This window comes from Erythrobacteraceae bacterium WH01K (assembly GCA_027941995.1).
In the GTDB taxonomy this organism is placed as follows: Bacteria; Pseudomonadota; Alphaproteobacteria; order Sphingomonadales; family Sphingomonadaceae; genus CAJXSN01.
The window spans coordinates 686901-701273 of the sequence record CP115966.1 but is presented as its reverse complement, the minus strand read 5'-3'; the positions used below and the strand labels follow the sequence as shown (position 1 = coordinate 701273).

Annotated in this window: 15 protein-coding genes; 6 read left to right on the top strand and 9 right to left on the bottom strand. The window is 65.4% G+C overall.

Features of this window, described 5'->3' with window-relative positions; genetic code table 11:
- The first annotated feature begins 3 nt into the window (after positions 1-3).
- Genes PF049_03520 through PF049_03510 form a run of 3 tightly spaced genes read left to right on the top strand, consistent with a single transcriptional unit; the run spans position 4 to position 3078 of the window.
- Positions 4-768, top strand: a complete 765-nt coding sequence (locus PF049_03520; protein ID WBY17242.1) for a M50 family metallopeptidase — start codon at positions 4-6, stop codon at positions 766-768.
- On the top strand, positions 765-1871 hold the full coding sequence (locus PF049_03515) for an AI-2E family transporter (protein ID WBY17241.1): 1107 nt from the start codon (positions 765-767) through the stop codon (positions 1869-1871). Before PF049_03520 ends, PF049_03515 begins: the two co-directional genes overlap by 4 nt.
- A 13-nt stretch (positions 1872-1884) precedes the next feature.
- Entirely contained in the window at positions 1885-3078 is a 1194-nt protein-coding gene (locus PF049_03510; protein WBY17240.1) for an NAD(P)/FAD-dependent oxidoreductase, read from the top strand.
- A gap of 30 nt (positions 3079-3108) precedes the next feature.
- Here PF049_03510 and PF049_03505 read toward each other — a convergent pair whose 3' ends face one another.
- The 8 genes from PF049_03505 to PF049_03470 all read right to left on the bottom strand — a co-directional run bounded on the left by PF049_03505 (position 3109) and on the right by PF049_03470 (position 9798).
- A complete protein-coding gene (locus PF049_03505; GenBank protein WBY17239.1) occupies positions 3109-3741 on the bottom strand; it encodes a hypothetical protein in 633 nt (210 codons plus the stop codon).
- 112 nt (positions 3742-3853) lie between these two features.
- Positions 3854-4309: a hypothetical protein gene (locus tag PF049_03500; GenBank protein ID WBY17238.1), complete on the bottom strand. Its 456-nt coding sequence runs from the start codon at positions 4307-4309 to the stop codon at positions 3854-3856.
- A gap of 178 nt (positions 4310-4487) precedes the next feature.
- A complete protein-coding gene (locus tag PF049_03495; protein ID WBY17237.1) occupies positions 4488-5210 on the bottom strand; it encodes a DUF1295 domain-containing protein in 723 nt (240 codons plus the stop codon).
- On the bottom strand, positions 5207-5833 hold the full coding sequence (locus tag PF049_03490) for a 1-acyl-sn-glycerol-3-phosphate acyltransferase (GenBank protein ID WBY17236.1): 627 nt from the start codon (positions 5831-5833) through the stop codon (positions 5207-5209). The genes PF049_03495 and PF049_03490 overlap by 4 nt, the downstream gene beginning before the upstream one ends.
- A 75-nt stretch (positions 5834-5908) precedes the next feature.
- Complete coding sequence (locus tag PF049_03485) at positions 5909-6523, bottom strand: hypothetical protein (protein WBY17235.1); 615 nt, start codon at positions 6521-6523, stop codon at positions 5909-5911.
- Positions 6524-6611: 88 nt separating this feature from the next.
- Positions 6612-8222 carry a carboxyl transferase domain-containing protein gene (locus tag PF049_03480; GenBank protein ID WBY17234.1) on the bottom strand — a complete coding sequence of 537 codons (1611 nt, stop codon included), beginning with the start codon at positions 8220-8222 and terminating at the stop codon, positions 6612-6614.
- Positions 8219-8632 (bottom strand): GFA family protein, encoded by a 414-nt coding sequence (locus PF049_03475; protein WBY17233.1) that lies wholly within the window; start codon positions 8630-8632, stop codon positions 8219-8221. The genes PF049_03480 and PF049_03475 overlap by 4 nt, the downstream gene beginning before the upstream one ends.
- A complete protein-coding gene (locus tag PF049_03470) occupies positions 8632-9798 on the bottom strand; it encodes an isovaleryl-CoA dehydrogenase (protein WBY17232.1) in 1167 nt (388 codons plus the stop codon). The genes PF049_03475 and PF049_03470 overlap by 1 nt, the downstream gene beginning before the upstream one ends.
- Positions 9799-10004: 206 nt before the next feature.
- Here PF049_03470 and PF049_03465 point away from each other — a divergent pair, with 206 nt between their 5' ends.
- The 3 genes from PF049_03465 to PF049_03455 are packed head-to-tail and all read left to right on the top strand — an operon-like array spanning position 10005 to position 13847.
- Positions 10005-11522 carry a PAS domain-containing protein gene (locus PF049_03465; GenBank protein WBY17231.1) on the top strand — a complete coding sequence of 506 codons (1518 nt, stop codon included), beginning with the start codon at positions 10005-10007 and terminating at the stop codon, positions 11520-11522.
- Entirely contained in the window at positions 11519-12286 is a 768-nt protein-coding gene (locus PF049_03460; GenBank protein ID WBY17230.1) for an ATP-binding cassette domain-containing protein, read from the top strand. Before PF049_03465 ends, PF049_03460 begins: the two co-directional genes overlap by 4 nt.
- Positions 12279-13847, top strand: coding sequence for an ABC transporter permease/substrate-binding protein (locus PF049_03455; GenBank protein ID WBY17229.1), 1569 nt, complete (start codon positions 12279-12281; stop codon positions 13845-13847). Before PF049_03460 ends, PF049_03455 begins: the two co-directional genes overlap by 8 nt.
- A gap of 15 nt (positions 13848-13862) precedes the next feature.
- Here the strand turns inward: PF049_03455 and PF049_03450 are convergent, their stop codons facing one another.
- Positions 13863-14288 (bottom strand): DUF2147 domain-containing protein, encoded by a 426-nt coding sequence (locus tag PF049_03450; GenBank protein WBY17228.1) that lies wholly within the window; start codon positions 14286-14288, stop codon positions 13863-13865.
- Positions 14289-14373: the final 85 nt, after the last annotated feature.

The window sequence follows — 14373 nt, the reverse complement described above, 5'->3', positions numbered from 1 at the left end:
AATGTGGGCCTGACGCCGGCCATCCATTCTCGGGAAGAGCATATCAAGGCGCTGGTGCTGGCGGGCGCGATCCTGATCGTGCTGCCGCTGCTGCCGCTCGGCAATCTGGTGCTCTACCCCTTCATGATCCTGTCGACCTGGTTCCATGAAATGGGCCACGGCATGGCGGCGGTCATGGTCGGTTACGATTTCGAGCGGCTGGTCCTCTTCCCCGACGGATCGGGCGTTGCGGAATCCTACGGCCCCCTGCGCGGTACGCGGCTGAAGGAAGCGACCATCAGCGCAGCCGGTCCCATCGGCCCCGCCATTATCGGTTCGCTGCTGATCATCGCCTCGGCCCATCCGCGCGCGTGGAAGCCGGCCCTGTTCCTGCTGGCCGCTGCCATCGCGCTGTCGACCGTCATCTGGGTCGACGGGATGACCGGCTGGATCGTCCTGCCGCTGATTGCTGCGGGGCTCGTCGCGATCGGGCTGAAGGGCACGCCGTGGCTGGACCGTTTCGCCCTACAATTGCTGGGCCTGCAGGCGGCGCTGTCCATGTTCGCGCAGTGGGATTACCTGCTGATGGAACAGGCCGATATCGGGGGCGGTACGATGCTGTCCGACACCGGCCAGCTGGAGGCTGCCTTGCTGCTGCCGCACTCGGTCTGGGCCATCGGCATCATCGCGCTTGCCGCGCTCATGATCGGGGCCAGCCTGCGCTATGCATTGTCGGACCGGCGGACCCCCAGCGACTGGACGCCGCGCAGAGTGAAGAGACGGCCATGAACCACCGCGAACGTATCATCGATATCGAACAGGGAGGCTTCGTCCTGCTGCTGCTCCTGCTGACGGCGGGCCTGGTCTACATCGTCTGGCCGTTCATCTCGCCCCTGCTGTGGGCGGCGATGGCGGCGATCATCTTCCGCCCGCTCTACGACTGGATGCTGGCCCGGATGCCGACCTATCCCAACCGCGCGGCGGCGGCGGCGCTGGTGGTCATCCTGTTCGCCGTGCTGTTGCCGGCGCTTTGGGTCGGCAGCGTCGTCGTGCGCGAGACGGCGCGCATCGTCGTCGCCTTTCGCGAAGGGCGCATCGACATCGTGGGCTGGTTCCGCGACATCATTACCGCCCTCCCCGAAGGAATGCAGGCCCAGCTGGAAAGCAGCGGCCTGACCAATCTCGCCGAAATCCAGGACCGCCTGCAGCAACTGGTCGCGGAAAGCGCCGGGCTGATTGCGCGGCAGGCCGTGTCCATCGGCGGCAGCGCGCTCGGCTGGTTCCTCGCGCTCGGCGTCATGCTGTATGTCATGTATTTCCTGCTGCGCGACGGCACGCGGCTGGGCGCAGAAATCCTGCGCGCTCTGCCCGTCGATCACGACATTGCAGAGCGACTGGGCGAGCGCTTCCTCAACATCGTGCGCGCGACGATCAAGGGCACGTTCGTCGTCGGCATCGTGCAGGGCATTCTCGGCGGGCTGACCTTCTGGATCGTGGGCCTTCCGTCCGTCGTGCTGTTCGCGGTGCTGATGGGCATATTCTCGCTGCTGCCGGCCATCGGTCCCGCCATCGTGTGGGGCCCGGCGGCCATCTGGCTATTGGCTACAGGCAGCATCTGGGAGGGGCTGGTTGTGCTGGCCTCCGGCGTGTTCGTCATAGGCATGGCGGATAATCTGCTGCGCCCGATCCTGGTGGGGCGAGACACGGGGATACCCGACTGGGTGGTCCTGCTGACGACGCTGGGCGGGCTGGCCACGTTCGGTCTGTCGGGCATCGTGATCGGGCCGCTGGTCGCCGGACTGTTCATTGCCGGCTGGACCGTGCTGCGTGAATATCGCGAATTGTCCAATGGCGAGGTCCATTCCGTACCGCTGGAACCCGGGGATCGCTGAGAGCAGCCGGGCCATGTCCTACGATGCCATCATCCTGGGCGGAGGTGCAGCGGGCCTGTTCTGCGCCGCGCAGGCGGCCCAGCGCGGGCGCCGCGTCGCCGTGCTGGAGAAAGCGGACAAGGTCGGCCGCAAGATCCTGATCTCCGGCGGAGGCCGGTGCAATTTCACCAATATCGGCGCAGGTCCGCAGCATTACCTGTCGGCCAATCCGCACTTCGCGAAATCCGCGCTCAGCCGCTATCGCCCGCGCGACTTCCTGGCGCTGGTGGAAGCGCACGGGATTGCCTGGCACGAAAAGACGCTGGGCCAGCTGTTCTGCGACGGCCCGTCGAAACAGATCGTCGACATGCTGCTGGCCGAATGCGCTGCGGCAAGGGATGGCGGCGCGGCCGAAATCATGACCGGACAGGACGTCACCGAGGTGGTGCAGGACGGCGGACGGTTCGCGGTCATGGCGAATGGCCGCGCGCTGACTGCGGACCGATTGGTCATCGCCACCGGCGGACCGTCCATCCCGAAGATGGGGGCGAGCGATTTCGCCTACACCCTGGCGCGGCGGTTCGGGCTGAAGATCGTGCAGCCCCGACCCGCCCTCGTGCCCTTCACCCTTGGCGGGGAAGACGTGCTGTTCCGCGAATTGTCGGGCGTATCCGCCGAGGTCGTCGCCTCCGCCGGCAAGGGCAAGACCGGCGCGTCGTTTCGCGAGGCGGCGCTGCTGACCCATCGCGGCCTGTCCGGCCCGGCCATGCTGCAGGTCTCCAGCTACTGGCAGCACGGCGAGCCGGTGGCGGTCGATTTCTTCCCCGACGAGCGCGCGGACTGGCTGCTGGAGCGCAAACGGCAGGCCAGCCAGACCGATGTCACGGCGCTCTTTCGCGAACACCTGCCGGAACGCCTCGCCCGCGTGCTGGCGGAGCGGCTGGGCCTGTCCGGCCCGCTGCAGGGCCTTTCGGACAAGGCGCTACGCCAGGCGGGCGAGAGGCTGAAACGCTGGCAATTCATGCCGAACGGCACGGAAGGCTTCGCCAAGGCGGAAGTCACTGCAGGCGGCATCAGCACCGGCGAATTGTCGTCCCGCACGATGGAGGCAAAGTCGGTGCCGGGCCTTTACGCCATCGGCGAAGCGGTGGACGTCACCGGCTGGCTGGGCGGCTACAATTTCCAGTGGGCGTGGGCATCGGCCTGGGCTGCGGCGCAGGACCTCTAGGCCCCCGGGCGCACCAGTCGCGGCGGCGCTTCAGTCCGCCGCGCGCAGTCCCGCGACCGGCGCCGCGCCGCCATCCTTGCCCGACAGGCCGTAGAAGATCGTATCGACGATCCGGGCCAGCTTCCGCTCGTTCAGGCGCTGGTCGATGAGGGCGATCATGTCGGGCATGGTATAGCACAGCACCATCTGGTTGATGACAGGCAGCGCCTCGTCGATCTTGAGGCCGGGCAGCGCACCTTCGCCCTGCGCCTCGGCAACGATCATGGCGAGGTAATGGTCGGCGAGGTCGACATAGCCCCTGACCCGCTCGGCCGCGTCCGAACCCGCTTCGCACAAGGCGCGGAAACCGGCCGGATCGCGGCGGAAATCGTCGCGCAGCATCAGGTAACGGCGGGCGATGAATTCATAGAGCTTGCGGCGCGGCGGGAGATCGCTGTCGACGACCTGCTCCATCACCTCGATCTGGGGCTGGTAGAACGCCTCCGCCACGCCGTCGAACAGCATGTCCTCTTCCGGGAAGGACCGGTCGATCTTGCTGCGGGAAGAACCCGTTGCCCGGGCGAGATCGGCGCGGGTCACGACCTTGCCTTCCGTTCGCGTCAGCTCCAGCGCCTGCGCCACGAGGTGCGCGCGCTCGCCTGCATCGTTCATCGGCGCGTTCATCGTCCATCCTCTGTCATGCCGCCGATCTAGGCGGCGAAGCGGCATAAGAAAAGGGCCGCCGGAACGAACCGGCGGCCCTTTCTACCGTCTCCCCGAAAGGAGCAGCGCCCGCTTACTGGGCGGCCATATAGGTCGTGCCGGCATCGCGTGCGCCATTGGGATCGGCATTCTCGTCCGCCAGGCGGTAGAGCGCGCCATCGGCCACCGCGTAGACCTGGCTTTCCCCGTTCTCGCGGATCAGGATGCGGCTGTTGTCCGAATACCAGTTGAACGTGCCGGTCGTCTCCGTTCCGTCGGCACCGACCATGGTATAGCTGTCGTTCGCGCCGAGCGTGATCGAGGACGCGCCGCCAGCGCTGCCCGCATTGGTGTAGGTGCGCTGGTAATCGACGGTGCCGCGCGCATCGACGGGCACTTCGGGATATTCGACGTCCACTTCCGGAACATCGACATCGACGCCGGCAGTCGTGCCGTCATCGACCACCCGCTCGTCCGTTTCGGCGCCGCCGCATGCAGCAAGGGCAAGGGCGAGCGGGGCGGCAAGGCCAAGGCGTGTCAGGGTTTTCATTGAGGTATCCTCTGTTGCAAGTGATTACCTGACCAACGGCCAGCCGGGTCCAAAGTTTCAGGCAAACCGTGCGAAAGTGGATGCCAGAGAAAAGCTCAGCCTGCGTCCTTCGGAGGCCAGGGGATGAAAGCGCTGGTCCGTTCGATGTAATCTTCGTACTTCCCGCCGCGCTTCTTCTTCATGCCGCTTTCCAGAAGGGCGGCGCCCGACACTTCGTCAGGGTGAAGGTCAGGAAGATCGGCCCGGCAATGGTGTAGAGCGCCCATTCCCAGCCGACCGAAGCGGTAACCAGCCAGATACCCCACCACGCGCAGCCATCGCCGAAATAATTGGGGTGGCGGGTGTAGCGCCACAGGCCGGTGTCGAGGATTTCGCCTTCATTGGCGCGGTTCGACTTGAACCGCTGCAATTGCCAGTCCCCGACCCATTCGAAGAAGATGCCGACCAGGAACAGGGCAAGGCCTGCCCATGCAAGGCCGGTAATCCCGCTGTCGTTCCCGGCGGCGAGAATGCCGACCTGCGCCGGGCTGGACACCAGGAACAGCAGTAGGGCCTGTCCCAGACATATCTTGAACAGGGCCGACAGGGCGAAGGCGGCGCGCCCCTTCTCTCGCGCCTTTCGCATCATGCGCTTGTATCTCTGGTCTTCCCCGTCTTTCCACCAGCGCGCGAAGAGATAGATGCCGAGGCGAAAGCCCCATGCGCAGGTCATGGCGAGCAGGAGGTTCGCCGCAGGTCCGCGGTCCGGCAATTGGAGCCAGCTGGTGATGGCCATGACCGCCATGCCGGCGCCCCAGAAGGCGTCGATGAACGACACGTCGTCGATTGCGACGGACAGGGCCCACAGGACCAGCACGATTCCCACCAGTATCGCGGCATTCAGCAGCAGCGCATCGGTCATGTCGTCTCAGCTTCCATCCTCAAGCGTTCGGCCTGCGCCTCCAGCACCTTGTAGCGCTCGTATTCGGGGCGCTTCGATCGCAGGAAGTCGGCAATCCTTCCAAGGTCCGCAGCATAATCGTCGCTGGGCCAGATCGGTTCGCTGAAGCCCAGGGTGCGGCTGTCCCACGATACCCATGTCACCACGACCGGCACCTTGGCGGCGCGCGCAATGTGCCAGAACCCCGATTTCCATTCCCCGTCGGACGATCGCGTACCCTCCGCCGCTATGACGAGGGCCAGGTGGTCCGCCGCAGCGAACGCGTCTGCCACCTGTTCGACATAATTTGCGCGCCGCGTCCGGTCCACGGGCACGCCGCCCATGTCGTACATGAAGTTCTTCATGAAGCCGGTGAACAGCGTGTGCTTGCCCATGAAGCTGGGCGCGATACCTTCTTCCGCCGTGGCGCCCGTGAAGAACACGAAGTCCCAGTTCGAGGTATGGGGCGCGCCCGCGATCACGAATTTCGGAATATCGGGCAGCCCGCTATCGATCTTCCAGCCCTGGAAACGATAGATCCACCAGATGATGCGCCGCACGATACGCGACAGGATCGACGGCTTTCGGCGCGCTTTGTCAGACAAGACGGAATTCTCCCCCGCCACCTCTTAGCAGCGGGGGATGCTTTTGCGACCCTGCCTTTTGGCCGGGACCGGCGCTTAATTCACAGTAGCGCCTTCAGGCCGTCCATCGCCGTCTATATCACGGCCGGTGACACGGTTTCCGCCTGCAACCGGGCCCTCGGCGTCGGATACGAGATGGTCGTACAACGCCTCGTAATGCTTCATCGCCTGGCGCAAATCCTCGGTCGTGGCGTTGCCTGCCGAATGCCGGTCGACGATCTCGTGTCCGTCACGGTAGTGGCGCGCCACATCCCCGTGATTGACCGTCAGGTCTTCGTAACGGCGATCGAAATCGGCCATCGGGAAACCCTTGGTCTTCATCATGTTGCCCAGCATGCGGTCGGCGTGGAGCGTCGCTTCCGTGGGGCTGTCGACGAAGGTCGCCTTCACGTCGTGCCATTCATCGGCGAAGCGGCCGTGCTCCTCCGCCGTCAGCGGCCTGATCTGCAGCGCATCGACCCGCTCTTCCCGCTTTTCCAGCTCGGCTTCGGCCCTGCCGCGATTGTCGGCATCGCCCACCGTGCGATTGTATTCGTCACCGAAGCGGTCGCGCAAATGGTCGGTTCGCCGCTTGCGCAGGGTCAGCCACGCAGCAATCGCGATGACAAGCACCAGCCCGATGAAAAGCAGGGTCAGGATATTCTGGCTCACGAAAACTCTCCTCGTCTCCGTCCAAGCCCCTCTACCTGACCGAACGACGGTAACGGCGGATCGGTTCCTTCCCCCGCGAACCGCAGCTCTACATCCGGAAGACGCCGAATTGCGGACGCTCCGGAACGGGAGCCTCCAGCGTCGCGGCGAAGGCGAGCCCCAGCACGTCGCGGGTCTGGGCCGGGTCGATCACGCCATCGTCCCACAGGCGGGCGGTGGCGTAATAGGGGTTGCCCTCGTCCTCGTATTTCTGACGGATCGGGGCCTTGAATTCCTCGGCCTGCTGCTCGGTCCAGCTATCGGCATCTCGGTGGACGGTGGCGAGGACGCTGGCGGCCTGCTCGCCGCCCATCACCGAGATGCGCGCATTGGGCCAGGTGAACAGGAAGCGCGGGCTGTAGGCGCGGCCGCACATGCCGTAATTGCCTGCGCCGAAGCTGCCGCCGATCACCACGGTGACCTTGGGCACGGTGGCGGTGGCGACGGCTGTCACCAGCTTCGCGCCATGCTTGGCGATGCCTTCCGCCTCGTATTTTCCGCCGACCATGAAACCGGAGATATTCTGGAGGAACAGCAGCGGGATGCGGCGCTGGCAGGCCAGCTCGATGAAATGCGCGCCCTTCTGCGCGCTTTCGGAAAACAGCACGCCGTTATTGGCGAGGATCGCCACCGGCATGCCCCAGATATGCGCGAAGCCGCAGACAAGCGTGCTGCCGTAATGCTGCTTGAACTCGTGGAACTCGCTGCCGTCGACCAGCCGCGCAATGATTTCCTTCACGTCATAGGGTGCGCGCACGTCCTCCGGCACGATGGCATAGAGGTCGTCGGCGTCGAACCTGGGCGGGCGAGGGTCGTGCAGGTCGATGTCCTTCGCCGCTGCGTGGTTGTCGCCCAGATGGCTGACGATATCGCGCACGTTGGTAAGCGCGTGCTCGTCGTTCTCGGCAAGGTGGTCCACCACGCCCGATTTCTTCGCGTGGAGGTCGCCGCCGCCAAGGTCCTCGGCGCTGATCTCCTCGCCCGTCGCAGCCTTTACGAGTGGCGGTCCGGCCAAGAAGATCGTGCCCTGATTGCGCACGATTACCGTCTCATCGGACATGGCGGGAACGTAAGCCCCGCCCGCGGTGCAGCTGCCCATCACGCAGGCGATCTGCGGGATGCCGAGCGCGGACATATTGGCCTGGTTGAAGAAGATGCGCCCGAAATGATCGCGGTCGGGAAAGACCTCGGCCTGGTGCGGCAAATTCGCCCCGCCACTGTCGACGAGGTAGATGCATGGCAGCCGGTTCTCCTGCGCGATCTCCTGCGCGCGAAGATGCTTCTTGACCGTCATCGGATAGTAGGTGCCGCCCTTCACCGTGGCATCGTTGCACACGATCATGACCTGCCGCCCCGACACGCGTCCGATCCCGGCGATCAGCCCTGCACCGTTGATTGCGTCCTTGCCGTACATGCCGTTGGCGGCAAGCTGGCCGATCTCGAGGAACGGGCTGCCCGGATCGAGCAACCGCTCGACGCGCTCCCTCGGGAGCAGTTTGCCGCGCGACACATGGCGCTCGCGGCTGCCTTCCGAGCCACCAAGTGCGGCAGCGGCGACGGTCGAGCGCAGGTCCGCGGCGAGCGATGTGTTGTGCTCGAAACGCGCCTTGGCATCCGGCGCCTCGCGATCGAGCGTGGAGGTGAGAACGTGTGCGGTCATGGTACGGGTTCTTCGGGTTGGGCCACAAGTTTTGCGAGCGTTTCGATCCACGGCAAGGCGTATTCGCCGTATTGCTGGGCGAGATCGCGCGGTTTCGGCAGGTCGGGCATCAGCCCGGCGCGCAGACGGAGGCGTCCGGGGCGGCTATCACGGCGACTGTAGACGGGCGCGCCGCAGCCCGAGCAGAACGCGCGGACCTTGCCGGGGCTGCTCTCGTATTCGCTTATGCGGTCTCGGCGCTGCCATTCGACCTGCTCTTCGGTCACCGGCACCACCATGTGGAACGCACTGCCGTTGGCGCGTCGGCATTGAATGCAATGGCACACTTCCAGCCGGTCGTAAGGAGAAGAGAGGGCATAGGCTGTGGCACCGCAGAGGCATGACCCCGCAATTGCGCGATCGGTCACCATCACCCCGCCGCCCCGATCAGTTCGCGGCCGATCAGCATGCGGCGGATCTCGTTCGTGCCCGCGCCGATGTCGAGCAGCTTCGCGTCACGATAGAACCGCTCGACCGGCCAGTCGGTGGTGTAGCCCGCGCCGCCCAGCGCCTGCACCGCCTGGTTCGACAGCTCGACCGCGCGTTCCGACGCATTGAGCAGCGCGCCCGCCGCATCGAACCGCGTCGTCTGCCCGGCATCCGCCGCCTTCGCGACATTATATACATAGCTGCGTGCCTGCTGGAGGCTGACATACATGTCCGCCACCTTTGCCTGCATCAACTGGAAGCTGCCAATGGGCTTGCCGAACTGCTTGCGCTCGCGGACATAGGGCAAGACTGTGTCGAGGCAGCCCTGCATCAGCCCCAGCGGGCCGCCCGACAGCACGATGCGTTCGTAATCGAGGCCGCTCATCAGCACGGCGACACCGCCATGCAGCGGGCCCATCACGTTCTCCTCCGGCACTTCGCAATCGTCGAACACCAGCTCTGCCGTGGGAGAACCGCGATTGCCCATCTTCTCGATCTTCTGGCCGATGGAAAAACCCTTCATGCCCTTCTCGATCAGGAAGGCGGTAATGCCTTTCGAACCGCCTTCGGGATCGGTCTTGGCATAAACGACCAGCGTGTCCGCCTCGGGCGCATTGGTGATCCAGAACTTGGTCCCGTTCAGGAGGTAGCCGCCCTGCACGGTCTCCGCTTTCAGCTTCATCGAGACGACGTCGGACCCTGCAGCCGCTTCCGACATGGCGAGGCTGCCGACATGTTCGCCGCTGATGAGTTTGGGCAGGTATTTGCGCTTCTGCTCGTCATTGCCCCAGCGACGGATCTGGTTGACGCACAGGTTGGAATGCGCGCCATAGCTCAGCGCGACCGAGGCGCTGACCCGGCCGATTTCCTCGCACGCGATCACGTGTTCGAGATAACCGAGGCCCAGCCCGCCGAACTCTTCCTCCACCGTGATGCCGTGCAGGCCAAGCTCGCCCATCTGCTCCCACAATTCGCGCGGGAACCAGTCCTCGCGGTCGATCTTCTCCGCCAGCGGGGCGATGACCTCGTCGGCGAAGCGGCCTGTGGTCTCGCGGATCATGTCGGCGGTTTCGCCGAGCTGGAAATCAAAATCGGGGGTCGCGCGCATGGTCTCTCCTGGGGATACCGGCCATGACGATGGCCGTGTTTGTTGCGCCTGCGCATAGCAAGGCACGCAGCGCGCGCAAACCTCATGCAGGTATCAATCAGCAACCCGTTAGAATAACGCGGTTTTTTGCATAGCGCCATTCCTTCAAGCTTGCCCCCTGCGGCCAATCTTGTATGCGACGGGAAATGAAGGAATCTTCCTCCGTGATGATGGTACCGACCGCACCGTGGCCGCAAGATACGGCGCCCGATCCTGCAAAACAGGAGGATGCCGTGCGCCTCCCGTTTTTGGCAGGGTTCGGGCTCGACGTGCTGGAGGATGACGACGAGCTTCAGCGAATCGTGCGGTTTGCCGCAAAATTGTGCGATGCGCCCACATCCACCGTCTCCATCGTAGAGGAACGGCGGCAGTGGTTCCTCGCCCGCGACGGGATAGAGGAACGCGAAACCGATCGCTCGGTCAGCTTCTGCGGTCATGCCATGCTGGGCGATACGATCATGGTCGTGCCCGATGCGAAGGAAGATCCCCGCTTCGCCGACAACGCGCTGGTGACTGGCCCGCCGAAGATCCGGTTCTACGCAGGCGCTCCGCTGATAACCAGCGAAGGTGCGCCGGTGGGGGCGCTGTGCATTTTCGACAGCGCCCCGCGTCCCGACGGCCTGACCGAAATTCAGGAAGAAGGCCTGAAGGTGCTGCGCGATGCCGTCATGCGGCGGCTCCATGCGCGCCGGCGCGACCTCGTGCGCGATGCCGAATTGCAGCGCAGCCAGGAAAAGCTGGGCGCACTGGCCGATTCCATTCCCGACATTGCATGGGCCGCCAATGCGGAAGGGGACATCGATTTCTTCAACCAGCGCTGGTACGAATATACCGGGCTGGATCCCAGCACGCCGCCCGACAACGAGACATCGCGCTCCGTCTTTCACCCGGACGATCAGGAGGCCTATGTCGATGCGTGGGACGAAGCGCTTGCGAGCGGCCAGCATTTCGAACAGGAATTCCGGGTCCGCCGGTCCGATGGCACTTGGCGCTGGATGATCGGTCGCGGCGTCCCCGTGCATGACAGCGCGGGCGATGTAACGCAGTGGTTCGGCACGCTGACCGATATCGACGACGGCCACCGCCTGTCGGAAAGCCGGGACCTGCTGGCCCGCGAATTGTCGCACCGGATCAAGAACATCTTCGCCGTCGTATCCGGCCTCGTCCTGCTGCGTGCGCGCAACCGGCCCGAACTGAAGGACTTTGCCGAGGAACTGGGCGAAGCGATCCGGGCACTGGGCCGGGCGCACGACTTCGTTCGCCCGCTGGGCAGCGAGAAGGGCAACGAACTGCGCGGCCTGCTGAACGTGCTGATGGCCCCCTATGGCATTGGCGAAGGCAAGCAGGTCGAGGTGTCCGGCGTGACGGTCAAGCTGGGCAAGCGGGCGGCAACCCCGCTGGCCCTGATCTTCCACGAACTGGCAACCAATTCGGCGAAATACGGCGCACTTTCGCGTGAAGAAGGGCGTGTCACCATTTCGCTGGCGGAACGCGGCGATACCGTGCTGATCGACTGGAACGAGACCGGCGCCCCGGGCGGCAAGGTGCCCGAGCGCAGCGGGTTCGGCTCCACGCTGCTCGACATGAGCGTCAAATCGCAGCTGGACGGATCGATGGAGCGCGAGTGGGGCAAGGACGGCCTGAAAGTGCGCCTGTCCATCCCTGCCAAGTCGCTGGCGGTTTGAGCGAAGGGCCTGCCTTCCTCCGGTTCGATGATGTCCGCAAATGCTATGACGCCATCGTCGCGGTCGATACCGTAACGCTGGACATCGCGCATGGCGCCTTCGTTGCGCTGGTCGGCGCATCGGGATCGGGCAAGTCGACGCTGCTTAAAACGGTCAACCGGCTGGTCGAACCGACATCGGGCCGCGTCCTGCTGGGCGGCGAGGACGTCTCCGGCCTGCCTGCCCCGGCCCTGCGCCGCAGGATCGGCTATGTCTTCCAGTCGATCGGCCTGTTCCCGCACATGGACGTCGCGCGCAATATCGGCATCGGCCCCAGGCTGGCCGGGGCCAGGCTTGGCCAGGATCGGATCGGCGAATTGCTGGACATGGTGGAATTGGACGCAGGCTATGCCGGGCGGATGCCGTCCGAACTGTCGGGCGGGCAGCGCCAGCGCATCGGCGTGGCGCGTGCGCTGGCCGGGAACCCCGAACTGCTGCTGATGGACGAACCCTTCGGAGCGCTCGATCCCGTCACGCGCGACGCGCTGGGAGAACGGGTGCGCGCCCTCCATGCACAGCTGGGCCTTACCACGGTCATGGTCACGCACGACATGGCAGAGGCTTTGCTTCTGGCCGACCGGGTGCTGGTGATGGAAGCGGGCCGCATCGTCGCCGACGAAACACCCCGCTCGCTGCTCGCCGGCAAGGGCGGGGACGCGGCGCAGCAACTGGTCGCCGTGCCGCGGCACCAGGCGGACCGGCTGGCGGAGCTGGAAAGTGGGTGACGTGCTGGCCGCGCTGACCACCCTTGGCGACAAGCTGGCCGCCCATGTCGTGCTGGCCGCCTGCGCCATTGCGCTGGGCATCCTCGTCGCCCTGCCGCTGGCGGTGTGGGCCAGCCGCAACGCTGCGATTGCGCGCCTGTCGCTTGGCTTTGCAAGCCTCGTCCAGACCGTGCCCGCACTGGCCCTGCTGGCCCTGTTCTTTCCCATCCTCCTGTCGCTCCGCGCCGTCTTCGGCGAAGGCCTGCCCACGCTCGGCTTCCTGCCCGCGCTGCTGGCCCTTGCGCTCTATGCCCTGCTGCCGATCCTGAGGAACGCGGTCACCGCGCGCGAACACATGGCCCCCGGCGTGCTGGAGGCGGCGGACGGCGTCGGCATGACCGGCTGGCAGAAATTGCGACTGGTGGAGGCTCCGCTCGCCGCGCCCTATGTCATGGCCGGAATCCGCACCGCCGCGGTCTGGACCATCGGCGCCGCCACCCTGTCGACGACCATCGGTCAGCCATCGCTGGGGGACCCGATCTTCGCCGGGCTACAGACCCAGAACTGGACGCTGGTACTGGCAGGCTGCCTTGCCTCCGCCGGGCTGGCGCTGGTCGCCGATGCACTGCTGGGCCTGGTCGAGCGCGGCTTCGCGCAGGGGAGACGGCTGTTCGTGTGGAGCGGCATCGGCATCGCCCTGCTGGGGATCGCGGCCTCTGCCTGGGTGCTACTGGGCGCGGCCCTGTTCGGCGGGTCGCGGGACGACGACAGCGTGACGATAGGGGCGAAGGGATTTTCCGAGCAATACATCCTTGCCCGCCTGATCGGCCAGCGGCTGGAAAGCGAAGGCTTCAGCGTATCCTACCGAGACGGGCTGGGTTCCGCCGTCGCGCACAGCGCTGTGGCCAGCGGCGAGATCGACGTGCTGGTCGACTACACCGGCACCATCTGGGCCAACCAGATGAATCGCACCGACAATCCCGACCGCGACATCATGCTGCGTGAAATCGCGGCGTGGGAGACGGAGACGAGCGGGGTGGAAGTGCTGGGCCGACTGGGGTTCGAGAACGCCTATGGACTGGCGCTGCGCAGCGACCTGGCAGAGGCGCGCGGCATCGCCTCCATTGCCGATCTTGCGGGGGCATCGCGACAGATGACGATCGGCGGCGATCCCGAGTTCTTCGAACGGCCCGAATGGATCGCGGTGCGCGATACCTATGGCCTGCAATTTGCTGCCACCCGCAATTTCTCGCCCACTTTCATGTACAATGCCCTGCAATCGGGCGAGGCCGACGTGATCGGGGCCTATACCTCCGATGGCAGGATCGCGGCGGACGACCTGACGATCCTGGACGATCCCGGCGGCGCCTTCCCCAATTACGACGCGATCATCCTGCTCAGCCCGGAGGCGAAAACCGATCCTGCGCTGGTGGAGGCGATAAGCCCGCTGGTGGGCGCGATCGATGTGGAGGCCATGCGCGCGGCCAATCTGTCGGTCGACCGGACCGATGCGCAAAAGCGCACTCCGGCCGAGGCAGCGCGCGAACTGGCCCGAACCCTTGAGCCGACACAGCAGCCCTGAAGCTGCGCAGCAGTCCTAGCCTGCCTTGCGCCAGAGCTGGGTCTGGCAGAACGGACCGATACAGCCCTTCACTTCCAGCACGTTCGCGCTCTTCCGGCGGACCACGCTCCGATAGCTCTTGCCGTTGCGCGGGTCGTAGATCGTGCCGCGCCAGACATCGCCATCCTCGCGAAAACCGGACAGCAGGGCCGAACCCAGCAGCTTGCGTTTGCGCAATTTCGGATCGGGATTGTAGATGTCGCGCTGGTCCGCGCCGCCTTCGGGCGTGACGAGATACTTGCTCAGCCGTCCGCAATAGGTGCTGCCGCATTTCCCTACGGTGACGACGGCGTCGCGTTCCTCCGTCATCCACTTGCCGGTAATCGGATCGGCGGCGGCGGCAGGTGCGGCGATGACAGCGGCGCCGGCGGCCATGGCGGCAAACATGAAGCGGCGCGTCATATGCGGGTCTCTCCGTTTCGGGACTGCGTCGGGGCTTCAACGCGTAACGTGGCGCCAAGGTGCCAGCCGGCGCGTGAACCTGCGC

Bases quoted from the DNA above. Each gene is read 5' to 3' on its own strand.
- PF049_03515 (WBY17241.1), top strand. From the start codon at position 765: ATGAACCACCGCGAACGTATCATCGATATCGAACAGGGAGGCTTCGTC.
- PF049_03510 (WBY17240.1), top strand. From the start codon at position 1,885: ATGTCCTACGATGCCATCATCCTGGGCGGAGGTGCAGCGGGCCTGTTC.
- PF049_03505 (WBY17239.1), bottom strand. From the start codon at position 3,741: ATGAACGCGCCGATGAACGATGCAGGCGAGCGCGCGCACCTCGTGGCG.
- PF049_03500 (WBY17238.1), bottom strand. From the start codon at position 4,309: ATGAAAACCCTGACACGCCTTGGCCTTGCCGCCCCGCTCGCCCTTGCC.
- PF049_03495 (WBY17237.1), bottom strand. From the start codon at position 5,210: ATGACCGATGCGCTGCTGCTGAATGCCGCGATACTGGTGGGAATCGTG.
- PF049_03480 (WBY17234.1), bottom strand. From the start codon at position 8,222: ATGACCGCACACGTTCTCACCTCCACGCTCGATCGCGAGGCGCCGGAT.
- PF049_03475 (WBY17233.1), bottom strand. From the start codon at position 8,632: ATGGTGACCGATCGCGCAATTGCGGGGTCATGCCTCTGCGGTGCCACA.
- PF049_03470 (WBY17232.1), bottom strand. From the start codon at position 9,798: ATGCGCGCGACCCCCGATTTTGATTTCCAGCTCGGCGAAACCGCCGAC.
- PF049_03465 (WBY17231.1), top strand. From the start codon at position 10,005: ATGATGGTACCGACCGCACCGTGGCCGCAAGATACGGCGCCCGATCCT.
- PF049_03450 (WBY17228.1), bottom strand. From the start codon at position 14,288: ATGACGCGCCGCTTCATGTTTGCCGCCATGGCCGCCGGCGCCGCTGTC.